The sequence below is a fragment of the Bacillus sp. FJAT-14266 genome (genome assembly GCF_001719225.1).
GTDB classification, from domain to species: Bacteria; Bacillota; Bacilli; order Bacillales; family Bacillaceae; genus Bacillus; species Bacillus subtilis.
The window spans coordinates 3902444-3924115 of sequence record NZ_CP017072.1 but is presented as its reverse complement, the minus strand read 5'-3'; the positions used below and the strand labels follow the sequence as shown (position 1 = coordinate 3924115).

The window sequence follows — 21672 nt, the reverse complement described above, 5'->3', positions numbered from 1 at the left end:
TATTTTTTTCTATACAAAAAGACCCCGTATGGATATGATTAAAGTAAAAAAAGTATAGGAGAAAAAGGTATGGAAGAGCTTTTAGAGAGAGTTTTTTCATTTTCAGATGTTGATAAGCTGATTGATTTTATTAGCTATGAACTGCAAAAGCCAGTGATACTGGAAAGCGCGGATTTCTTTTTGTTAGCCTATAATTCTTACTATATTAACCATTTTGATTCTGCCAACCAGCAGACTATTTTTTCGAAAAAGTGTCCGGTCCAGATTTTTGAGAGGTTTCTGAAGGACGGAATTATTGAGAAATTGAAAACAGAGCCTGAGCCTTTTCGCGTCAATAAAATTGAAAGCATTGGGTTAAACCAGAGGGTGGTCGTGAGTGCAAAGCACAAAGGGGAAGTCATGGGCTACATCTGGATTCAGGAGCTGGACCAAAATCTGACGGATGAAGAGCTCGACTTTTTGTACGAGACCTCCTTCCATGTCGGGAAAATCATTTATAAAACGAATAAATTGAAACAGGAAAAGGAAGAAAAAGCAGAGGATCTCATCAAACGGGCGATCTATCAGCAATTTACCTCTGAGAAGGAACTCAGACGGGAAGCTGAAAGGATCAACACCGTGCTGCCTTCCATGTTTTCAGTTGTTATCCTGCACGCCGCAAATGGGGATGGGGAAGCGGTTGAGGATTTAAAGGAAAATATCAGGTCGTACCTGAATTTACGGGATAAGGTCAGTCATGTCTTAACGATCGAATCAAACATTGTCATCGTCGTAGCGAGTTTTTCCCAAAAAAGCTCCGTCTCCTCAGCAGCTTCTGAGTTTATTAACAAGCTGTTAACACATTTTCACTTTCAAAAAATACCTACCCCTATTTATATCGGTATCGGAAACGAATATAATCACCTATTAAAACTTGGCAAGAGCTACACAGAAGCACTTGAAGTCATCAAAGCCGCAGAAATCACCGGCAATCAGGAAAACATTCCATATGAATATGCCAAACTCGGCATTTACCGCTATTTAGAAAGCATCGAACAGAAAAATGAATTTTTAGAATACGAGAATAAAGATTTAGCTTTATTAAAAGCAAAAGACGAAGAAAGCAGCACTGAGCTGCTCAAAACCTTGGAAATCTATCTCCTCAACAACTGCAAAACAAAACCAGCGGCAGAACAGCTGTTTATTCACCAAAATACATTGAATTACCGCATCAAACAGATTACTGAGATGACGTCGATCGATTTAAGCGATTTCAGAACGCGGTGCCAGCTCTATCTCGATTTGATGCTGATGAAAAAGAAATAAAAAAGAAACCAGTACTTGTACTGGTTTCGTCTTCACTTAAAATCCTCTGTAAACATACGGATCATCAGGTTTTTTAATGGTATTCCAGTCAGTTACTTTGACGACAGGGAGAGTTGACTTGAATGGCTGGTAATATTCTGAGGCCAGAGTGCCCTTAATGTGAATCCATTCATCATCCTTGATGTCCATGTCCTTCGGAAATTCCACAAGCATCCCGTACACGCCGGAATCAGCGATACAGTGAATGATGCCAAACCTTAATACGAACAACTGATTTTTGTTAATTGCGTTTCCTTTGTAAGCAAATCCATGGAATTCTATCGTCCGTTCGAGAAATTCACCCGGATAATTATAGATGGTTTCCATTCCTTTTAGGAAATCGTCATCGGTCAGAGAAATCTCTTTTTTGCTGGAATACTTATTAAACAGCTGTTTCATTTGTTTGTCATAGCTGTCTTGCGCGTAATAAAGGCTGGCATCAGGCCGCAAATACTGTGTTTGGGAGTAGTGATCTCCGCTCTCCATCGCCTTAAATGAGAACCCTTTTGTTTTGACTATGGATGAGTCAAGCGTTGCAATCGGGAAGAAGATGCCTGACACCAAAGGAAAAAGAAAAACAACATAAATCAAATAACGCTGATAAAATGGCTTGTTTTGTTCATGGTCATGCTCGTGATCATGGCCGCACCCGCAATCATGGTCATGGTGATGCCCGCTTTTTTCAGGCGACTTGATAAATAGGCACGCTTGGACGGCGGTCAGAATAGCCAGCAGGAAGATCGCAATAAAGGACAGATAGGAATATTTCATATTGATATATTTTGTTAGATTTCCTGAGGCATGCAGATGATAAAAGAAAAACGTAAATCCCATCAGCACCAATAGACGAAACACCCAATCACCCCTTTACCAGTAGTGATCCCGCTAAAACAATCACGACAATGTATGTAATCAGCAGGAAAACAAATCGTTTTTTGAAGGCCGCAAGCATCATCAATAGATTCTTAATATCCACCATTGCGCCAAAGACGAGAAAGGCGATTAACGATCCTAATGAAAATGTGCTGCTGAAGGAAGACGCGATGAACGCATCAACTTCTGAACAAAGCGACAGGACAAACGCCAGTCCCATCATCACGAGGGAAGAGGATACATCATTCTGCCCGATCGCAAGCAGAGTGGATGTTTTGACATACGTCTGCATAGCGGCTGCGATAAAGGCGCCGATGATTAAATATTTCCCCACGGAGAAAAATTCATCAATGGCATGCCGCAAGGTCCCGCCCAGTTTTTGGAGCACGGTGCCGTGATGATGATGGTGGTGCCCGGGTTCATCAGGCTTTAAAAGCTGGTTATCCTTAAATTGATAGGATAAGATGACCCCGATGATCAGCGAAACGGCGAGAGCCAGTCCGCCTCTGTAAAAGACAACGCTCCATCTATTCCCGAACGCAATATAAGTAGAAAATAAAACGATAGGATTAATGATAGGCGCGGTCAGCATGAAAGCAACCCCCGCATGCAGAGGAACTCCCTTTAACAGAAGCCGCCTCGTAATCGGGATGATGCCGCATTCGCAGGCGGGAAATAAAACGCCGGCCAGCGCACCGAATAAAACGGCGAGAAAACGGTTTTTCGGCATGATTCTTGCAATCATTTCTTCAGAAACAAACATTTGAATGATTCCGGAAAGTATGACGCCAATCAGAATAAACGGAATGGCTTCTATTAAAATGCTGATAAAAATAGAATTCAGCTGAAGAAAAGATGATTGTGCTGTCACAATAAAACCTCCGCTCATGTTAAGCTGCCTTTCTTATGATACCAGAAAAAAAGGCACTGCTTGTTTGACGGAGGAGGGGAAAGGATCGTTTCACTTTGGTTAGGATTCCAAAAAGCTGAGTAGGATACTGTCTGTTTCTGCAGCTTCTTTTCCGAGCCAAATCAGGTGTCCCCATGAGTGAAGCAAACAGAGAGCAGCGCCACGAATGTGCTCTTTTGCATGATGTGCATGTGACAAGTCAACCAATCCATCATAAACACTTTGCATAATCAGCACGGGACATATGATGGCTTGCAGGTCTTTTAAAGAGACAGCGGCGGTTTGTGACAAGTCAATCAGAAATCCTTCACCCGAGCGTTGCCGGCTGTTCATTTTCCGAAATGCTTCCATGTCTTTTTCATCCATCAAGGACTTGATTCGCTGAAACGGAAGCGTGCTGAATTGGGGGCTCATAGCTCGAAACATCAAACGCGGGAAAGCGTTATTCAAAGAAGAAATCAGCTTCCATATCCACTTTTCCACCGGCGGGCGGAAGAGAATTCTCCCCAATTTATATTCAGTGTCTTTTGGGGTGAGCCACTCTTTGGTGACTGCGGATTGCAGGGTCAATGTATTTACTCTTTCCGGATAATGTGAGGCAAAGCATATGCCGCTCGGCCCTCCTGCTGAGATGGCGATCACATGGACACTGTTGATTTGTAAATGATCTAATAATTTCACATAGAAACGGCAGGCGTTGGCAAGACTTTTTCCAATTTCTTTTGACGTTCGTCCATAGCCGGGCCTTGAAGGCGTAATGATGGAATACCCTTGCTCAATCAACGCTGTGTATCCGAATTCCTCGTAACAATTTGAATGCCCGCCATGCATGACAAGGATCGGAGTTCCCTTGCCTGTCACAGAATATTCTAGTGTACTGCCATCAAAGGTGATCGTTTCGACTTGTCTTTTCATCTGTTACTCCCATTTGTCCTATTATAGAGTTTTCAGCAATTGATCACAAGGTGAAGAAATGAATAAACACAGGCCCTTGAAATATGATATACTTTGTATTGATATTCATTCTCAATTAAAACTTTGATATAGATGTGAACGGGAGGCAGGACGGATGGCTGAGAATCAAGAGGTATATGACGTTACGATAATAGGGGGCGGGCCGATTGGGCTGTTTACTGCTTTTTACTGCGGGATGCGGGAGCTGAAAACAAAGGTAATCGAATTTTTGCCGAAGCTCGGAGGGAAGGTGTCTTTATTCTTTCCTGAGAAAATCATTCGCGATATCGGCGGCATACCGGGGATTGCGGGAAAGCAGCTGATCGAGCAGCTGAAGGAGCAGGCGGCAACATTTGATCCTGATATCGTATTGAATCAGCGTGTGACCGGGTTTGAACGCCTGAATGACGGCACCATTGTACTGACGGGTTCTGAAGGGGAAAAGCACTATACAAGAACTGTGATTTTGGCTTGCGGCATGGGTACACTTGAGGTCAATGAGTTTGACAGCGAGGATGCGGCCCGATATGCGGGCAAAAATCTTCATTATGGAGTGGAGAAGCTCGATGCGTTTAAAGGGAAACGCGTGGTGATATCAGGCGGCGGAGATACTGCGGTCGATTGGGCTAATGAGCTTGAACCGATTGCGGCGTCTGTGACTGTCGTTCATCGGCGTGAGGAATTCGGCGGAATGGAAAGCAGCGTGACGAAAATGAAGCAATCATCGGTGCGGGTGCTTACGCCTTATCGGCTGGAGCATTTGAACGGAGATGAAGAGGGCATCAAAAGCGTGACCGTTTGTCATACTGAGTCTGGCCAGAGGAAAGACATAGAAATTGATGAGCTGATCATTAATCATGGCTTCAAAATTGATCTAGGGCCGATGATGGAGTGGGGGCTGGAGATTGAAGAAGGCAGGGTGAAAGCTGACAGACATATGCGGACGAATCTTCCGGGCGTGTTTGTAGCGGGTGACGCGGCTTTTTATGAAAGCAAGCTGAGATTGATTGCCGGCGGCTTTACCGAAGGCCCGACAGCGGTCAACAGTGCCAAGGCTTATCTGGACCCTAAGGCCGAGAATATGGCGATGTATTCCACCCATCATAAAAAATTGGTACATAAATAAAACAGCCCTTGGGGGAAAGGGCTGCCAGCCATCAGCTGTGAAGGAGCTTTTTCTGCGTCTGTTGATTCTGAATGAAAGCTAGCAATTCATCCTGTTCTTGTACAGCTGTGAATCCATAAGCTTCGGCAGCTGAGTCATCGCCTATACAGACGATAGGGGGCCGGCTTGCTGACAATTCCGGCGAAATGCCAATTTGTTCGCCACCATTGATCAATTGCTGAACGGACAGCTTGTTCGGGCAAATGACCATGTGCAGCGGGGATTCACTGATGGTACGCTGAATCATGTGGGTGAACCGGTCATCTATGACGTTTTCATGAGTGATATAAAACGAACAGGATTCATGCTTTTGCATGAATTCCACTGCATGGCGGCTCCCGACAACAAGACGTTTCTCTGAATCAGGTTGAATGGCGGTGACAAGAAAGCCCCGTTTCTCAAGCTCTGTCTTTGCTTGCTCAGATGCTGCACTCAGTTTGGCTGTCAGCTGGCGGATGTCGATTTTCTGAGAAGCCAGTGCTCTGAAAAATTCACAAACCGCTCGGCGCGATGTGAAAAAAACGTCTTCAAAGGTGCCAATCTTTCGAAGAATGTCTTCATTGACTGGCATGTTTTCGGTCCGCCATTTCGGCCACTCGATGACATCGGCGCCGGAATCGCGCAGCTTGTCTGCAAGCGGGTCTTCATCTTCGCCATGAGTCACAACCATCAAATGCCGTCCGATGAGCGGTTTGCTTTCAAACCAGCCGTGTGTTTGAAAGTTGACGATGTCTCCGATGACGATAATCGCAGGGTTTGTAATCTGGTGTTCCTGCACTTTTTGCTGAATGTTCTCAAGTGTTCCTTTCACACTCCGCTGGCGGCCCCACGTTCCCCATTGGATGACAATGACAGGGACAGAAGGCGATTTCCCGTATGAAATAAGCTGCTGGCAAATATAAGACAAGTTCTTGACACCCATGTAAAAAACAAGGGTTTGTACGCTTCGTGCAAGCCCTTCCCAGTCAAGGTTCGGCGTGCCTTTTAATGATTTATCATGCGCTGTAATCATGGCAAAAGACGATGCGAAATCCCGATGCGTGACGGGGATGCCCGCATATAGCGGCGCTGCAATTCCAGAGGTGATTCCCGGCACCATTTCATAGCGAATGCCGTGCTCATGAAGAGCATCTGCTTCCTCGCCGACTCTGCCGAATACGCTCGGATCTCCGCCCTTCAAGCGAACGACGGTTAACCCATTTAATGCTTTTTCAACCAGCAGGGCGTTAATTTCTTTTTGTTTCATAAAATGGCGGTTTGGCAGTTTTCCGCAATAAATAAACTGGCAGTCCGGTGATGCAAATTCGAGCAGCTTCGGGTTGGCGAGCCGGTCATATAAAATCACATCTGCTTCCTCGAGCGCCTGTTTTCCTTTGATGGTGAGCAGGCCTGGGTCGCCGGGTCCGGCTCCCACGAAATATACGATTCCGTTCTTCATGATCATGTCATCCTTCCGTCACTGTAAAAAATGAAGGACCACTAGAAAAGTGATCCGGTCTTTTGATCAATATACGAGATAAACATGTTCTCCTTCGATCAGCGTTTCATATGTTTTGACGCATCCGTGGTCAGGTTCTTGGACGATTCCGTCTTCTAAGGAAATTTTCCAGTCGTGCATCGGGCAGAAAACATATTGACCGCTGACGATGCCTTCTGCCAGGACGCCGCCTTTATGCGGACAGCGGTTTTCGATGGCGCGGATGCTTCCGTCTGAAAGCTTGAAAACCGCGAGCTCCTTATCTTCAATATACACTGTTTTGCCTAATTGTTCAGGCAATTCTTCAATTTTTCCGATACATACTTTTGTTACGTCTTTGTTTACCATGCCCATTCCTCCTCAATGATTGTTTTTGTCATTATGATGTGGTCACGACATTTTCAAATAATTCTTTCGAGGTTTGTTTATCCTCTAAAAAGTCTTTCCACGGATCCTTGTGGACAGAGAGTGTTTCATTCATTCGGTCGTTCAGCTCCTGCCGCTTTTCCGGATCGTTTAACACGGATTGGACATGGGATAAACCGACGCGCTCAAGCCATGCGGACGTACGCTCCAGATAGTTTGCGGTTTCCCTGTAATATTGCAGGTAAGCGCCTGCGTATTCTAAGACTTCTTCATTTGTTTTCACCTTCATCAGCAAATCGCCGGCACGCAAGTGGGTTCCGCCGTTTCCGCCGACATAAAGCTCCCAGCCTCCGTCGATGCCGACAACGCCAAGGTCCTTAATGCCGGATTCCGCACAGTTTCGCGGGCATGCAGACACGGCCATTTTGACTTTGTGCGGCGTGTTTAGCCCTTCGAATTTTTTCTCAAGCGCAATGCCCAGTGCCATGGAGTCTTGTGTGCCGAAGCGGCAGAATTGCTCGCCTACACATGTTTTCACTGTGCGGAGCGTTTTTCCGTATGCGTAGCCCGACGGCATATCAAGATCTTCCCATACCTTCGGAAGGTCTTCTTTTTTCACGCCGATAAGATCAATTCGCTGGCCGCCTGTCATTTTCACGAGCGGGATCTCATATTTGTCAACGACATCGGCGATCTTGCGCAAATCTGTGGAGTTGGTCACGCCGCCGTACATCCGAGGAACGACTGAGTATGTTCCGTCTTTTTGAATATTGGCGTGCATTCGTTCATTAACAAAGCGGGATGTCCGGTCATCCTCGTATTTGGTTGGATTGATCATGCCTAAGTAGTAGTTCAGAGCCGGCCGGCATTTGGAACAGCCTTCTGGCGTTTTCCAGCCGAGCACATTCATGACTTCTCTTGTATGTGACAGCCCTTTGGCTTTGATTTCTTCTACGACTTCATCTCTTGACAATGTGGTGCAGCCGCAAATGGCTTCTTTTTGCGCTGACGCATCAAAGTCTGATCCGAGCGTATGCTGGAGGATTTCTTCTACGAGTGGCTTACAGCCTCCGCATGAGCGGGATGCGCCGGTGCATGCTTTGATTTCGTCCGTTGACGAGCAGCCCTTTTCCTGTATGGCTTGAATAATCGCACCTTTTGACACGCCGTTACAGCCGCAGATGATTTCATCGTCGCTCATCGCTGCGGTTATGCTTGTGCCTGCTTCTTGGCTGAGAGGCTGTAAGATTGATATTTTAGAGGTTTCAGAGATATCGGCTTCTTTTTGAATCATAGAAAACAGGCGGTTGCCTTCGTTGCTGTCACCGAATAAAACAGCACCGACAATTTGATTGCCTCTCAGGACTATTTTTTTATAGATGCCGTCCTGCTCATCGAAGACTTTAATCGCTTTTTTCTCCTCTGATTCGTTAAAGTCACCGGCAGAGAAGACCTCGACGCCTGATACCTTTAACTGTGTGGAGAGAACGGAGCCCTCATACGGTTTTGTTTCGATGCCGCAAATATGCTTCGCCAGCACTTTTGCCTGTTCATAGAGCGGTGCCACAAGCCCGTAGGCGATTCCGCGGTGCTCGGCACATTCGCCGACCGCGTAAATGTGCGGGATTTCAGTCTGCATATAATCATTGACGATGATGCCGCGGTTAACCGGAATGCCGCTCTCGGCGCCGAGTGTTGTATTCGGACGGATGCCGACAGCCATGACGACTAAATCGGCTTCAATGCTTGTGCCATCTTTGAAGCGAAGGCCTTCGACACGGTCATCACCGACAATTTCTTCTGTTTGCTTTTCAAGTAAAAAGGTCATACCTTGTTTTTCTAACTCGTTTTGCAGCAGGCGTCCTGCCGTTGCATCAAGCTGGCGCTCCATCAGGAATGGGGCAAGGTGGATGACGGACACGTCCATGCCGAGATTCAGCAGTCCGCGAGCTGCTTCCAAACCAAGTAGTCCTCCGCCGATGACGGCAGCTTTTTTATATTGTTTTGACGCGGCGAGCATTGTGTCTGTATCTTTTATGTCCCGGAAAGCTGTGACGCCTTTTTTGTCTGCGCCCGGAATCGGAAGGATAAAAGGGACCGAGCCTGTCGCCAGGATCAATTCATCGTAAGGCTGGATTCTGTCTGCATCTGTGATGACTGTTTTGTTTTCCGTGTCCACTTTGATGACTGTTTCATTTGTATACAATTGAATGTTGTTTTCTTCGTACCAGTCCCAATCGTTTAACGTAATATCTTTAATATCTGTATCGCCTTGAAGCACTTTTGACAAAAGGATTCGGTTGTAATTGGGATGCGGTTCGGCACCGAAAATTGTGATCTGAAACTCGTCTTTAGCAACACTCAGTATCTCTTCAATGGCCCTTACCCCGGCCATTCCATTACCAACAAGAACTAGCTGTTTTTTTCCCATCAGATGATCCGCTCCTTATCAATGTTTTTTCCAGCGTAGCACAGCGAAAAGGAATATTTAAGATACATGTTATAAAATGTAACAAAATATACGAAAAGTTCTAAAAATTTTATGAAAAATTTAAATGGGTCTGATTCGGACGGTACATACCTTAAAACCGGGCATTTTACAGGCTGGATCTAAGGCTTCCCCGATTAAATCATTCACATTTTGAGCGTCTGCCCAATGGATGGGAACAAAAACAGTATCTTTTCTGATTTGTTCTGATAATTTGCTGCGGACGGTGATGCTTCCCCGCGGCGATTCTATTTTTACCAGTACACGGTCCTCGATATTGTAGGTCGCTGCTGTTTGCGGATGGATTTCCATAAACGATTCAAAATGTCTCGCGGCAAGGGCGGCGCTTTTTCTTGTTTGGACGCCTGTTAAGTAGTGAGACATGACTCTGCCTGTCGTTAAATAAAGCGGATAATCGGCTGTCGGCTTCTCTTTTGGAACAGGTGGTTCGTTTGGAATCACACTTAATGCCGCTTTTTGATCCGGATGAGCAAATGATTCTGTAAACAAGCGCCCAGTTCCGGGATGATCAGATTCCGGACACGGCCAATGAATGCCGCCTTCACGTCTGAGCCTGCCGTATGAGATGCCTGAATAATCGGCAATCCCGCCTCGGCTCGCTTCTCTCAATTCATTAAAAATATCCTCCGCTGACGTATAAGAAAAGTAGCGGCCCTTGCCGAGAGCGGATGCGAGATCACAAATGATCTGCCAATCATGCTTTGCTTCGCCGGGGCATGGCCGGCTTGCTTCTCTTAATGTCACGCGTCCTTCTACATTTGTCATGGTGCCTTCATCTTCTAAGTAAGAGGAGGCAGGTAAAATCACATCTGCGTATTTCGCAGTCTCAGAAATAAACAAATCGATTGCAACAAAGAATGTCAGTTTCCTTAAAGCCTTTTTCACGAGATTCGCATTTGGGCTGGAGACAGCAGGATTGGAGCACATGAGGAACAATCCTTTGATGTCGCCGTCGTTGATTTTTTCCATCATTTCATAGGCTGAGACACCTTTTCGCGGCAGATCATCCTGATGGATTCCCCACACTTTCGCAACATGTGCCCGGTGTTGTTCGTTTTCAATAGATCGATAGCCCGGAAGCTGATCGGCTTTTTGGCCATGCTCTCTTGCACCTTGCCCGTTGCCTTGTCCGGTGATCGCCCCGTAACCTGAGTAAGGCTTGCCGATTTTTCCTGTGATCAGCACCATGTTTAAGAAGCCTTTCACAGCCGCTGTTCCATCGGTTTGCTGTTCAATCCCGCGGGCTGTAAACAGCATGCCGGACGTTTCCTTGGCAAACTTTACAGCCGCTTTTCTTATATCCACCAGGGGGACACTCGTCTGTTCGGCGATGTCATTCAGGTCCAACGAGTCAGTATGCTGCTTCAGCTCTTCGAATCCATTTGTTCGTGATTGAATGAAATCCTCGTTTATAAGCTGTTCGTCGATGATGATTTTGACGAGACCGTTGGCAAGGGCGGCGTCTGTGCCGGGTTTGATTTTCAAATGAAGATCGGCGATTTTTGTTGTCGCTGTTTCACGCGGATCAATGGCAATGATGTAAGCTCCGTTTTCTTTCGCTTTTTCAAAATATGGCATAATCGTAGGCTGGCACTCCGCGATATTGGTGCCGGCCAGAATGATCACACGGGTGTGGGGAATGTCTGATAAGGGATTCGTTAAGCCTCTGTCCGCGCCGAATGTTTGGTTGGCTGCGGTTGCTGCGGCGGACATACAAAGCCTCCCGTTGTAGTCGATGTATTTTGTCTGTAAGCCCACCCGTGCGAATTTCCCTAACAAATACGCCTCTTCATTTGTAATCGAGGCGCTTCCGTATACCGCCATAGCGTCATGGCCGTGTTCTACTTGTATCATTGTCACTTGGTCTTTAATGTAATTCAGTGCTTCTTCCCAGGAAACAGGCATAAACTCGCCGTTTTTCTTCAGCAGCGGCCGGGTGATGCGGGAGGAGTTCAGGGCATGCTGGTGGGCGTTCATGCCCTTCATGCATAGCCGACCCTGTGTTGTAGGATTATCAATCCCGATCGCAGTGTACTTTTTGCGCGTGACGATGGTTTGTTCCACGAGCTGCATTTTGCACTGCATGCTGCAAAACGGGCATTGAGTGTCATATGTTTTTTCTGATTGGACGTCTTGCTGTTTATCACGGAAATATCTAAGCAGTCGTTCAGTCAAAATGCCTCATCCTTTCTTATATGCACCCGTCTCTACAGTCGGGTTTTGAATCAGTGACAGATCTGTTTGGAGGCTTTCCAGCAGCTGTGCCCTTAGGTCTTCTTCGAATAGCACTTCTCTGATATGAACGATCCCGAGACGGTCTATCCACTGATGAACACCTTCTAAGTAATGAGCCGTTTCCCGATAATACTGGATCAGTCCTTTGATCATGCCGGCAGTGCTGTCTTCGTTCTCAGTCACGCAAAACAAAGCTCCTGAACGGGCATGAGTTCCCCGGACGCCGCCGATGTGAATGTCCCAGCCAGCTTGTCTCCGAATTGCGCCGACATCTTGCAGGGCGGCATCGGTGCAGTCTGTTTCACATGATAAGCTGATAGAAATGGGAGCGGGTAAGGGAAGCATCTCAAGTTGTCTTTCGATTTGGGCTGCCAGCTGCTGAATTGATCGATTTTGCCCGCATGTACATGCTTTGATGCTTTGCAGCGCGTGTCGGTGTTCATTAGTGTAAACGGGCATCTTCAGGTCTTTTTTTATGTTCGGGAGATCCGCAGGCTTGATCCCGGAAAGCTTCAGCCTTTGGCCGTGAGTGATGGATACGTCGGGAATGCTGTATGCCTCAATGATGTTGGCGATGGTTCTTAGCTGCTCCGCGTTTGTCCGCCCGCCGTACATTTGCGGGATCAGGATGCATGTCTCTTCAGTGGCTGGCTCAGGCTGGACAAACCCAGGGTACAGCATTTCCAGATAGTATTGAATCGCAGGAACACAAGTACTGCATCCGTTTTTTGTTTTCCAGTCAAGCTGGTTCATCACTTCTGCCGGATTAGTGAATGGCCTGCGCTGAAGCTCAGCGATGATGTCGTCTTCTGTAAAATCAGTACAGCTGCAAAACGAAGGTGTGCCGGCGGGCTTCGTATATTCGCTGTTGGTCATGTGCCTCAAAAGGTCTTCAACGAGCGGTTTGCATCCTCCGCAGGACCCAGTGGCTTTGGTGCAGTGCTTGACTTCCTCAACAGTTGTTAAGCTATTCGTGTGCACCGCTTCTTCAATCGCGCCTTTCGTCACTGTGTTGCATTGGCAAATCGTTTCACTGGAAGGCATGGATTCAAATAAAGGGCCGCTTGTCTCCGGTTCGATGATCTGCTTTTTGACAATGGAGATGTCTCGTTGTTTAAGGAGGCTGTCGAGAAGCCGCTGCTTGTCACGGGTGTCTCCGAATAAAATAACGCCGGCCAGTTTTTCATCTACAAAAAGCGCTTTTTTATAAACTCCTGCTTGTTCGTCGTAGATTTTGATGCTCGTCGTGCGTTCATCCTCTTGGATCTTTCCTGCTGACCACACATCGATTCCAGCTATTTTTAACGCCGCTGATGGTGCTGAGCCTTGATATTCCTCACATGGAACGCCGCAAATATGACTGGCGAGCGCTTTTCCCTGCTCATAAAGCGGAGCCACCAATCCGTACACCGTTCCGTTATGCTCAGCGCATTCACCAACGGCGTAGATATTCGGTTCGCTTGTCTGCATGAAGTCATTCACGATGATCCCGCGGTTCACTTTGATTCCAGCGGATACAGCCAATTCAATATTCGGTTTGACGCCGGCCGCCATCACAATCAAGTCTGCTTTTAATGAAGAGCCATCTTTAAAATGGATTCGGTCTGCCTTCGTGGCGCCGGAAATGGAGACGGTGTCTTTCTCCAAAAGAAAGGTTAGGCCTTTTTGTTCCAGCTCTGTTTGCAGCAGCCGCGCCGCTGTTTGATCGAGCTGTTTTTGCATAATGCCGGCGGAGTGGTGAATGACGCTGACATTCATACCGAGATGCTGTAAACCGACTGCAGCTTCCAGTCCTAATAAGCCGGCTCCGATTACCGCAGCCTTTTGAAAGTGCTGGGCCATCTTCATCAGTGCTTGGCAGTCTTCTATTGTCCGAAATCCATAGACACCTTTTTTGTCTGCCCCGGGGATAGGGAGAATATGAGGGGAGGAACCTGTTGCCACTATTAATTTGTCATACGACAGAGTGCGTTTCCGATCTGTGATGACCTGCTGCTGATCTGTATCAATCTGAATAACCGTTTCGCCTGTGTAAAGCGTGATCCCGTGCTTGTCGTACCAATCCTTGCTGTTCAGTGTAATATCATCGAGTGACGCTTCACCCTGCAATACAGAGGATAAGAGAATGCGATTGTAATTGGGATGCGGCTCGCTTCCGAAAATGACAATCTCAAACATGTGGCGATTCAGCTTTAATACTTCTTCAATACAGCGGATTCCGGCCATGCCGTTTCCCGCTAACACCAATCTTTGTTTCTTCATGTATCAGACCTCCTTTGGCGAAGCTCGTAAGTTTTCTCCTATTAAAAATTATGTCACAATGCATTGTTAACGCATTAAACGTGTCACAAAAACTTACACATGTCTTTTCCAGAAAATAATGGTCCTATATCCTTGATTCAGAAAATGTAAAATAATGAGGGTCTAGAAAGGGGAATCTTATGAAGCTGTCGGAACTGAAAACTAGCGGTCATCCACTCACTTTGCTCTGTTCCTTTTTATACTTTGATGTCAGTTTTATGATATGGGTTATGCTTGGGGCGCTGGGTGTTTATATTTCTCAGGATTTTGGCCTGTCTCCTTTTGAGAAAGGGCTTGTCGTAGCTGTGCCGATTTTATCTGGATCTGTGTTTCGTATCATTCTTGGTATTTTAACGGACAGAATCGGACCGAAAAAAACGGCAGTGATCGGGATGCTGGTGACGATGATTCCGCTGCTTTGGGGGACATTCGGCGGCCGTTCCCTGACTGAGCTGTATGCCATCGGGATTCTGCTTGGCGTGGCGGGAGCAAGCTTTGCTGTAGCGCTGCCTATGGCCAGCCGCTGGTATCCGCCTCATTTGCAGGGACTTGCGATGGGGATTGCCGGAGCGGGGAACAGCGGCACGTTGTTTGCAACCCTGTTTGGCCCTCGTCTGGCAGAGCAGTTCGGCTGGCACATTGTCATGGGAATTGCGCTAATTCCATTATTGATCGTCTTTATTCTTTTTGTATCCATGGCAAAGGATTCCCCTGCACAGCCGTCTCCCCAGCCGCTCAAAAGCTATCTGCATGTGTTTGGGCAAAAGGAAACATGGTTTTTCTGCCTGCTGTACAGCGTCACATTTGGCGGATTTGTCGGGCTCTCAAGCTTTTTATCTATTTTCTTTGTTGATCAATACCAGCTGTCAAAAATTCACGCAGGGGACTTCGTTACATTATGTGTGGCGGCGGGGAGCTTTTTCCGGCCTGTCGGGGGCTTGATTTCAGATCGTGTCGGCGGCACGAAAGTTCTTTCTGTATTGTTTGTCATCGTGGCACTGTGTATGGCCGGAGTCAGCAGCCTGCCATCTCTCTCAATGGTTATTGTTCTATTGTTTGTCGGAATGATGGGGCTCGGAATGGGAAACGGCGCAGTATTCCAGCTCGTGCCGCAGCGCTTCCGCAAAGAAATCGGCATGGTGACGGGAATCGTCGGTGCGGCCGGAGGAATCGGAGGGTTTTTCTTGCCGAACATCTTAGGATCTCTCAAACAGATGACAGGCACATATGCTATCGGTTTTATCACGTTTTCCTGTATCGCGCTGCTGGCGTTTGCACTTGTGCTTGCCGCAGGCTATTACTGGCGGAAAAGCTGGAGCGCGGAAAGCAGCCCGGCGGATGTTTAGGATTTTGACGGACACGCGTTTGTGCGTGTCTTTTTTATTTTCTCTTGATTTTCAACAGTGAACCGATCAAAATAAATAGTAATTATTACGATTTGTTAGTGAGAGGAGTTTTCTAAATGAATCAACATACGCTGCTCCCGAAAAAAACGGAGCGTCTTCAATACTTTGGATCGGTCAGTCCGATCAAAGGCGAGAAACCAGTGGAAAAAGAGAAAATGAAGGACCTGCAAAATATCAGGAAGGATTATTTTTTTGACATTCAGCATGTAGGTGTAGCTAATGTGTCCCATCCAGTCACAATCACTTCTGCCATGATGCCTGCCGAGCAAACAACGGCTGCGAACTTTACAATGACTTGTAATTTGCCGAGAAATCAGAAGGGGATTAACATGAGCCGGTTAACAGAGCTGCTGCAAGTCTATCATCAAAATGGCTGGATTCTCTCATTTTCCTCTCTTCAGCAATTTACGAAAGAGCTTGCGGAAAACATGGGCCAGTCCTCTGCTTCAGTCGAAGTGCGGTTTCCGTGGTTTTTCGAACGGAAAAGCCCGAAGCTTGAGAAAGCGGGTTTGATGCATGCTGATATATTCATGTCTGTCACCTATCGCAAAGATCAGCCGTTTAAACAGCGTGCCGGCATCTCAGCAAAAGTAACGACTCTGTGCCCTTGCTCCAAGGAAATCAGCGAATACAGTGCCCATAATCAGAGGGGAACGGTCAGCATTTGGGCGGATATTCACCCGGCCGCATCGCTGCCAAGTGATGTTAAAGCTGATTTGCTTCACGCCGCAGAATCAAATGCTTCTGCGAGACTGCATCCGGTATTGAAGCGGCCTGATGAAAAAGCCGTGACAGAAACGGCCTATGAAAACCCGAGATTTGTTGAGGATCTCGTCCGGCTGATTGCTGCTGATTTGTTTGAGCTTGAATGGGTGTCGGCCTTTGAGATTGAATGCCGCAATGAAGAATCGATCCATCTCCACGATGCCTGCGCGAAGCTGCGTTTTTCGAAACAGGTGGATAAAATATGAAACTCTCATTATTCATTATTGCAGTTCTTATGCCAGTCAGCCTGCTGTCAGCCTGCTCCGATCATGCAGAAGAACACGCAAGTATCAATACAAAGAAAACGGTCGAAAACATAACGGACGTTCGAAAAACAGCAAAAACAAGCATTGATTGGACAAAGCCTTCGGGCGGAGAATACCCGGATATTAAACAGAAGCATGTCTGGATTGATGTGAATGTGAAGGAGCAGAAGGCTTACATCAAGGAAGGAAGCAACACCATCTATACAATGATGATTTCTTCTGGTCTTGATCAAACAAAAGATGATGCTACGCCAAAGGGCACCTTTTATGTAGAGCCTGAACGGGGAGAATGGTTTTTCTCCGAAGGATACCAGGAAGGCGCAGAATACTGGGTATCATGGAAAAATCACGGTGAATTTTTATTTCATAGTGTGCCAATGACTAAGGATCAAAAAGTCATCAAAACGGAAGCAGAAAAACTAGGAACGAAAGCATCTCACGGATGTATCAGGCTGACCATTCCAGATGCGAAATGGGTATATGAAAATATCCCTGAACATACAAAAGTGGTGATCAGCTGAATTGAAAACCGTTGACAAAAAGGAAAAAAGACCATACGATTTAAATCGTAACAATTGCGTTTTGTGGTAAATGGCTTATCATTGGCTGTATCTGTGAAAAGCGGAAAGGCTAAGGATCTTGCTGTCATTGATCCCCATGAAGCGTCTCTTGAAAACTGGAAACGAAACCCAAGCTACTTTCTGATGAGATATTTGCGCTTTCCATCGGTTCAGCAACGCAAGTGGAGCGATTGCTTTATGCAAGCTGCGGTTTTCCGAATGTCGGCAAGGATTTGCGATGGGGAAAAGGATTAAACGCGGTTGGAGCCTTTACTGATTTAGAAACCGGGTGGCAGCGAGAAATGAGCGCGAAAAGCTGCTCTACACTATTGTACATATGGCGAAGTATACAATTTAAATCGTAATCATTCTATTTTAATGGAGGCATTATTATGAAAAAAATTCCGGTTACCGTACTGAGCGGTTATCTAGGTGCGGGAAAAACAACATTGCTGAACAGCATTCTGCAAAATCGCGAAGGCTTGAAAATAGCGGTTATCGTAAACGATATGAGCGAGGTGAACATTGACGCGGGCTTGGTTAAGCAGGAAGGGTGCCTTTCCAGAACAGATGAAAAGCTTGTGGAAATGTCAAACGGCTGCATTTGCTGCACGCTTCGCGAAGACTTATTAATTGAAGTTGAGAAGCTGGCAAAAGACGGACGGTTTGATTATATCGTCATCGAATCGACAGGAATCAGCGAACCGATCCCGGTGGCCCAGACTTTCTCTTATATCGATGAAGAGATGGGAATCGATCTTACAAAATTCTGTCAGCTGGATACGATGGTGACAGTGGTTGATGCCAACCGTTTTTGGCATGATTATCAGTCAGGCGAAAGCCTTCTGGACCGCAAAGAGGCATTGGGGGAAGAGGATGAAAGAGAAATCGCCGACCTCTTGATCGATCAAATTGAGTTTTGCGATGTACTGATCTTAAATAAATGTGATTTGGTCAGCGAGCAAGAGCTCGAACAGCTTGAAAACGTTCTTCGTAAACTGCAGCCAAGAGCCAGGTTCATTCGTTCCGTCAAAGGAAATGTAAAACCGCAGGAGATTTTGCATACAGGGTTATTTAACTTCGAGGAAGCGAGCGGATCGGCCGGCTGGATTCAAGAGCTGACGGCAGGCCATGCGGAACACACCCCGGAAACAGAAGAATACGGTATCTCTTCATTTGTATATAAGAGACGTTTGCCGTTTCATTCTACACGATTTTACCGTTGGTTGGATCAAATGCCAAAGAACGTGGTACGTGCCAAAGGAATCGTCTGGTGCGCATCTCATAACAACCTTGCTTTGCTGATGTCGCAAGCAGGTCCGTCGGTTACGATTGAGCCTGTATCTTATTGGGTGGCGGCGCTGCCGAAGCTTGAGCAGGAGCAAGTCAAGCAGCAGGAGCCGGAAATCCTGGAGGAGTGGGACCCGGAGTTCGGGGACCGCCTAACACAGCTAGTTTTTATCGGAACTGACCTGGATGAAGAAACGATTACGAAAGAGCTTGATCAATGCCTGCTGACTGAATATGAATTTGATTCCGACTGGTCGCTGTTTGAGGACCCGTTTAAATGGAAGCTGAATCAATAGAAAAAAAGCCGTCCCCTGGGGAGCGGCTTTTTTTAATGAAACGTTTGTTTAAACATAATGAGCGTATTTTTTCTCAAGGATATTCTGAAAGACCGCGGCAATGGAGCAGATGGCCCAATAAATGAGAGCGGTCAGAATATACATGGTCATATAATCAAACTCTCTGCCCCCGATGATTTTCGCATGCTGGAGCAATTCCGGCACTGTAATCATCGCAGCGAGAGATGACGCCTTGATTAAGTCGAGCAATACATTGGCAAGCGGAGGCAGCGCAATACGTATCGATTGCGGCAAAATGATGCCCCTCATCGTCTGCCAATAGGAAAGACCCAGCGAGGATGCGGCTTCCCACTGTCCTTTTTCGACGGATGAAATGGCTGAACGGTTAATTTCCGCAATGTAGGCGGCGCTGTTTAGGCTAAAGCCGATTAAAGCAGCCGTGACAGCGGAAAATTCAATGCCGATATAAGGAAACCCGAAATAAAGGATAAACAAAATCACCAAAATCGGAACGCCCCGCATAAATGAGATATAGAGCTTCGCCGGCCATCTTAACAAAGCAAGCTTAGACATTCTGGCGAGTGATATGAACAGGCCGATCACAGTTCCCGCAAACATGCTTACAAAAGAGATGAGCAGTGTATACCCAATGCCTTTTATGACATAAGGGAACGATTCAATGGCCAGCTTCGTGTTGAAAATATATTCCCACTGAATGCTATTGATCATGGCGTCCAATTACAAATCAACGTCCTGAACGTCGGCATCAATTTTTTTTGATACATCTGCTTTATTGAAGAATTGTTTCGACAGTTTAGTCAAAGAGCCATCCTTGCTCATCTCTTTCAATGCTTCGTTCATCTTTTTCTGAAGTGCCGCATTGCTTTTTTTCATGACAAGGGCCTGTTTGTTCGGCATGTACTTGATGTCAGGATGAATTGTTATGTTGAGATCCGGGAATGCCGCGAGCGCAAGTGTCTGCAGGTAATAGTCGTTTAAAATGACGTCAGTGCGTCCGTTGGCAACATCTTTTAAATATTGCTCATTCGTCGCATTATCATAAATCACTTCTTTGGCGCCGTATTTTCTCGCGACCTCCATGTAGACGGTTGTAGCCGCGCCAGCCGCTTTCTTCCCTTTTAAATCCTTGAGCGTTTTAATCCCTGATAAATCGTCTTTTCGGACAATTGCCGTGCCGTATGAATATTTATATGGAGTGGAAAATGCGAACTTCTTCTCGCGGTCCTTCGTCACATCGATGTCATTTGCGGCTGCGTCAACCTGTCCGCTGTTCACCGCTGTCAGCATCCCGTCAATGCCCATCTCCTTGAACTCAACCTTCAGCCCCAATCGTTTTGCCGCTTCACGAACGACTTCAACCTCGTAGCCCGTCAGCTTATCGGAGCCAGAGTCGGTATCATGATAAGAAGTGGGATAAAGCGTACCTGATGTAGCGACTACGATTTTCCCTTTGTCCTTGATTTGCTCCCAGCCTGTATCCTTGGAATCGGCTTCATTTTTGCCGGAACAGGCTGCCAATATAAGAAAGAAAGCCATTGTGAAACTGAATATAACGGCTTTGGATTGCTTGAATGATTTCACCTATATTTCCCCCAATCTGTTAATCAACTAAAAAGATAGCATTGAACATAAGGGGTTGCAATATGTTGATCGCGTTTTCAAAAAGTTCGAATTGTGTATACAAAAAGCATGGGTGGGTGTTTAAAAGCGTCTATGAAGGGAAGAGGTGATGAAAAAAGGAATTGTCCAAGGATGAATGCCAGACGTACCAAGGAAACGCATGTGAAAGTGAAGGATGCAGCAGACCCGTCACTCATCTATGCCAATACCGGAAGAAATGGTCAAGAGGCATGAAACCGATCTTCAGAATAAATTTAAGTCTTGCTGATGCCCCTAAGGCATATGATATATTCGATGAGAAAGAAAATGGAAACATTTAAACCATAATGGGGAGTCAAATGAATATTTACAAACCAGCCGGATTTTGGATCAGACTTGGAGCTGCATTGTTAGACTACATTATAGTCTCCGTGCCGCTTTTGCTGATCTATTGGCTGATTACAGGAAAAGACCCAAACGACAGCATGTTCATCAGTTTGGTTGTTCTGCTGTATTCTATTTTGCTGCCGGTGTTTTGGCGCGGTTATCTTATCGGAAAAAGGATCTGCGGAATCAGAATCGTAAAAAAAGACGGATCACAAGTCAGCCTGTTAACAATGTTTTTACGAGTTATTGTAGCCGGCCTGGTTTACGGTATAGCCTTCGGACTCGGCTTGATCGCCAGCCTGATTCTGATTGCCGTACGAGAAGACAAACGGACCCTGCATACTTTAATCGCAGGAACGTCTGTCACTTATGCGACACCAGGTGAAGAGGAACTTAATGCTGACGAAGAGATTAGAAAGAGCGAATAATGGATCGCTCTTTTTATTTTTATGCATAAAAAATACAAGGCAGCAAAACATATGAAAAATAGGATTGGAGGAATAAACTGGATGAAACGAATAACCATCAACATTATCACAATGTTCATTGCAGCGGCTGTCATTTCTCTGACCGGTACAGCTGAGGCCGCTGAAAAACAGCAGCAGCCTCCCGCAAATGTTACACTGACAGATCAGCAAAAGAAAGAGATTGAACAACTGGAAGCAGAGATTCTTAAAAAGCGCAAAGACGTGATCTCAAAGTATGTACAATACGGTATCCTGCCTAAAGAAAGAGGAGAACACATCAAAAATCACTTGGACAAACACTTTGAAATGATGAAACAAAACGGCTTTGTTCCAAAGCACCATCCTCATCCGCATAAATTTGAAAAAAGACATTAAGATTTTAAGCATCCAATGGGAATTGGGTGCTTTTGCGTTATTTACAGGTAGGCAATATTAGCTGAGCTGTTCCGCGACTAACATCGAGTTGATATGAAACGCGTTT

21 protein-coding genes are annotated in these 21672 nt (G+C 46.2%); 11 read left to right on the top strand and 10 right to left on the bottom strand.

Annotated features, from left to right (window positions below; translation table 11 throughout):
* The first annotated feature begins 69 nt into the window (after positions 1-69).
* On the top strand, positions 70-1305 hold the full coding sequence (gene putR / locus BGM23_RS20255) for a proline utilization transcriptional regulator PutR (RefSeq protein WP_003234651.1): 1236 nt from the start codon (positions 70-72) through the stop codon (positions 1303-1305).
* 36 nt (positions 1306-1341) lie between these two features.
* Here the strand turns inward: putR and BGM23_RS20250 are convergent, their stop codons facing one another.
* The 3 genes from BGM23_RS20250 to BGM23_RS20240 form a co-directional block, all read right to left on the bottom strand.
* A complete protein-coding gene (locus tag BGM23_RS20250; RefSeq protein ID WP_029727064.1) occupies positions 1342-2199 on the bottom strand; it encodes a TIGR03943 family putative permease subunit in 858 nt (285 codons plus the stop codon).
* 4 nt (positions 2200-2203) lie between these two features.
* Positions 2204-3088, bottom strand: a complete 885-nt coding sequence (locus BGM23_RS20245; protein ID WP_072692963.1) for a permease — start codon at positions 3086-3088, stop codon at positions 2204-2206.
* Positions 3089-3187: 99 nt separating this feature from the next.
* A complete protein-coding gene (locus BGM23_RS20240) occupies positions 3188-4042 on the bottom strand; it encodes an alpha/beta fold hydrolase (protein WP_019712511.1) in 855 nt (284 codons plus the stop codon).
* A gap of 154 nt (positions 4043-4196) precedes the next feature.
* Here BGM23_RS20240 and ffoR point away from each other — a divergent pair, with 154 nt between their 5' ends.
* Positions 4197-5207 (top strand): ferredoxin--NADP(+) reductase, encoded by a 1011-nt coding sequence (gene ffoR, locus BGM23_RS20235; RefSeq protein ID WP_029727065.1) that lies wholly within the window; start codon positions 4197-4199, stop codon positions 5205-5207.
* A gap of 31 nt (positions 5208-5238) precedes the next feature.
* Here ffoR and cobA read toward each other — a convergent pair whose 3' ends face one another.
* The 5 genes from cobA to nasB all read right to left on the bottom strand — a co-directional run bounded on the left by cobA (position 5239) and on the right by nasB (position 14095).
* On the bottom strand, positions 5239-6690 hold the full coding sequence (gene cobA, locus BGM23_RS20230; protein ID WP_080348067.1) for a uroporphyrinogen-III C-methyltransferase: 1452 nt from the start codon (positions 6688-6690) through the stop codon (positions 5239-5241).
* Between the two features lie 60 nt (positions 6691-6750).
* Positions 6751-7071 (bottom strand): nitrite reductase small subunit NirD, encoded by a 321-nt coding sequence (gene nirD / locus BGM23_RS20225; protein WP_003246252.1) that lies wholly within the window; start codon positions 7069-7071, stop codon positions 6751-6753.
* A gap of 31 nt (positions 7072-7102) precedes the next feature.
* Positions 7103-9520: an NADPH-nitrite reductase gene (gene nasD / locus BGM23_RS20220; RefSeq protein ID WP_029727067.1), complete on the bottom strand. Its 2418-nt coding sequence runs from the start codon at positions 9518-9520 to the stop codon at positions 7103-7105.
* Between the two features lie 120 nt (positions 9521-9640).
* Complete coding sequence (gene nasC, locus BGM23_RS20215) at positions 9641-11773, bottom strand: assimilatory nitrate reductase catalytic subunit NasC (protein ID WP_029727068.1); 2133 nt, start codon at positions 11771-11773, stop codon at positions 9641-9643.
* 6 nt (positions 11774-11779) lie between these two features.
* Positions 11780-14095 (bottom strand): assimilatory nitrate reductase electron transfer subunit NasB, encoded by a 2316-nt coding sequence (gene nasB, locus BGM23_RS20210; RefSeq protein WP_029727069.1) that lies wholly within the window; start codon positions 14093-14095, stop codon positions 11780-11782.
* A 179-nt stretch (positions 14096-14274) separates the two neighbouring features.
* Between nasB and BGM23_RS20205 the strand changes: the two genes are divergently transcribed.
* The 6 genes from BGM23_RS20205 to zinU all read left to right on the top strand — a co-directional run bounded on the left by BGM23_RS20205 (position 14275) and on the right by zinU (position 18717).
* A complete protein-coding gene (locus tag BGM23_RS20205) occupies positions 14275-15480 on the top strand; it encodes an MFS transporter (RefSeq protein ID WP_003246358.1) in 1206 nt (401 codons plus the stop codon).
* A gap of 116 nt (positions 15481-15596) precedes the next feature.
* Complete coding sequence (gene folE2, locus BGM23_RS20200) at positions 15597-16511, top strand: GTP cyclohydrolase FolE2 (RefSeq protein ID WP_029727070.1); 915 nt, start codon at positions 15597-15599, stop codon at positions 16509-16511.
* Positions 16508-17092, top strand: coding sequence for a L,D-transpeptidase (locus BGM23_RS20195; protein WP_015252852.1), 585 nt, complete (start codon positions 16508-16510; stop codon positions 17090-17092). The genes folE2 and BGM23_RS20195 overlap by 4 nt, the downstream gene beginning before the upstream one ends.
* Before the next feature lie 81 nt (positions 17093-17173).
* Entirely contained in the window at positions 17174-17386 is a 213-nt protein-coding gene (locus BGM23_RS22050; protein WP_164833588.1) for a hypothetical protein, read from the top strand.
* Complete coding sequence (locus tag BGM23_RS20190; protein WP_046664292.1) at positions 17314-17496, top strand: hypothetical protein; 183 nt, start codon at positions 17314-17316, stop codon at positions 17494-17496. Before BGM23_RS22050 ends, BGM23_RS20190 begins: the two co-directional genes overlap by 73 nt.
* Positions 17497-17523: 27 nt before the next feature.
* Positions 17524-18717 (top strand): zinc metallochaperone ZinU, encoded by a 1194-nt coding sequence (gene zinU / locus BGM23_RS20185; RefSeq protein ID WP_029727072.1) that lies wholly within the window; start codon positions 17524-17526, stop codon positions 18715-18717.
* A gap of 48 nt (positions 18718-18765) precedes the next feature.
* Here the strand turns inward: zinU and BGM23_RS20180 are convergent, their stop codons facing one another.
* Positions 18766-19446: an amino acid ABC transporter permease gene (locus BGM23_RS20180; protein WP_003234624.1), complete on the bottom strand. Its 681-nt coding sequence runs from the start codon at positions 19444-19446 to the stop codon at positions 18766-18768.
* A gap of 9 nt (positions 19447-19455) precedes the next feature.
* Complete coding sequence (locus BGM23_RS20175) at positions 19456-20319, bottom strand: transporter substrate-binding domain-containing protein (RefSeq protein ID WP_029727074.1); 864 nt, start codon at positions 20317-20319, stop codon at positions 19456-19458.
* Between the two features lie 161 nt (positions 20320-20480).
* Between BGM23_RS20175 and BGM23_RS21960 the strand changes: the two genes are divergently transcribed.
* The 3 genes from BGM23_RS21960 (at position 20481) to BGM23_RS20160 (ending at position 21566) form a co-directional block, all read left to right on the top strand.
* Positions 20481-20678 carry a hypothetical protein gene (locus BGM23_RS21960; protein ID WP_119122841.1) on the top strand — a complete coding sequence of 66 codons (198 nt, stop codon included), beginning with the start codon at positions 20481-20483 and terminating at the stop codon, positions 20676-20678.
* A gap of 18 nt (positions 20679-20696) precedes the next feature.
* Positions 20697-21152, top strand: a complete 456-nt coding sequence (locus BGM23_RS20165; RefSeq protein ID WP_029727075.1) for an RDD family protein — start codon at positions 20697-20699, stop codon at positions 21150-21152.
* Positions 21153-21233: 81 nt separating this feature from the next.
* Positions 21234-21566 (top strand): YckD family protein, encoded by a 333-nt coding sequence (locus BGM23_RS20160; protein WP_015252849.1) that lies wholly within the window; start codon positions 21234-21236, stop codon positions 21564-21566.
* Positions 21567-21672 lie beyond the last annotated feature (106 nt).

What these genes read in the sequence shown, in the direction of transcription:
- putR (WP_003234651.1), top strand. Translation starts at nt 70, where the DNA reads ATGGAAGAGCTTTTAGAGAGAGTTTTTTCATTTTCAGATGTTGATAAG.
- BGM23_RS20240 (WP_019712511.1), bottom strand. Translation starts at nt 4,042, where the DNA reads ATGAAAAGACAAGTCGAAACGATCACCTTTGATGGCAGTACACTAGAA.
- ffoR (WP_029727065.1), top strand. Translation starts at nt 4,197, where the DNA reads ATGGCTGAGAATCAAGAGGTATATGACGTTACGATAATAGGGGGCGGG.
- cobA (WP_080348067.1), bottom strand. Translation starts at nt 6,690, where the DNA reads ATGATCATGAAGAACGGAATCGTATATTTCGTGGGAGCCGGACCCGGC.
- nirD (WP_003246252.1), bottom strand. Translation starts at nt 7,071, where the DNA reads ATGGTAAACAAAGACGTAACAAAAGTATGTATCGGAAAAATTGAAGAA.
- nasD (WP_029727067.1), bottom strand. Translation starts at nt 9,520, where the DNA reads ATGGGAAAAAAACAGCTAGTTCTTGTTGGTAATGGAATGGCCGGGGTA.
- nasB (WP_029727069.1), bottom strand. Translation starts at nt 14,095, where the DNA reads ATGAAGAAACAAAGATTGGTGTTAGCGGGAAACGGCATGGCCGGAATC.
- BGM23_RS20205 (WP_003246358.1), top strand. Translation starts at nt 14,275, where the DNA reads ATGAAGCTGTCGGAACTGAAAACTAGCGGTCATCCACTCACTTTGCTC.
- folE2 (WP_029727070.1), top strand. Translation starts at nt 15,597, where the DNA reads ATGAATCAACATACGCTGCTCCCGAAAAAAACGGAGCGTCTTCAATAC.
- BGM23_RS20195 (WP_015252852.1), top strand. Translation starts at nt 16,508, where the DNA reads ATGAAACTCTCATTATTCATTATTGCAGTTCTTATGCCAGTCAGCCTG.
- zinU (WP_029727072.1), top strand. Translation starts at nt 17,524, where the DNA reads ATGAAAAAAATTCCGGTTACCGTACTGAGCGGTTATCTAGGTGCGGGA.
- BGM23_RS20180 (WP_003234624.1), bottom strand. Translation starts at nt 19,446, where the DNA reads ATGATCAATAGCATTCAGTGGGAATATATTTTCAACACGAAGCTGGCC.
- BGM23_RS20165 (WP_029727075.1), top strand. Translation starts at nt 20,697, where the DNA reads ATGAATATTTACAAACCAGCCGGATTTTGGATCAGACTTGGAGCTGCA.
- BGM23_RS20160 (WP_015252849.1), top strand. Translation starts at nt 21,234, where the DNA reads ATGAAACGAATAACCATCAACATTATCACAATGTTCATTGCAGCGGCT.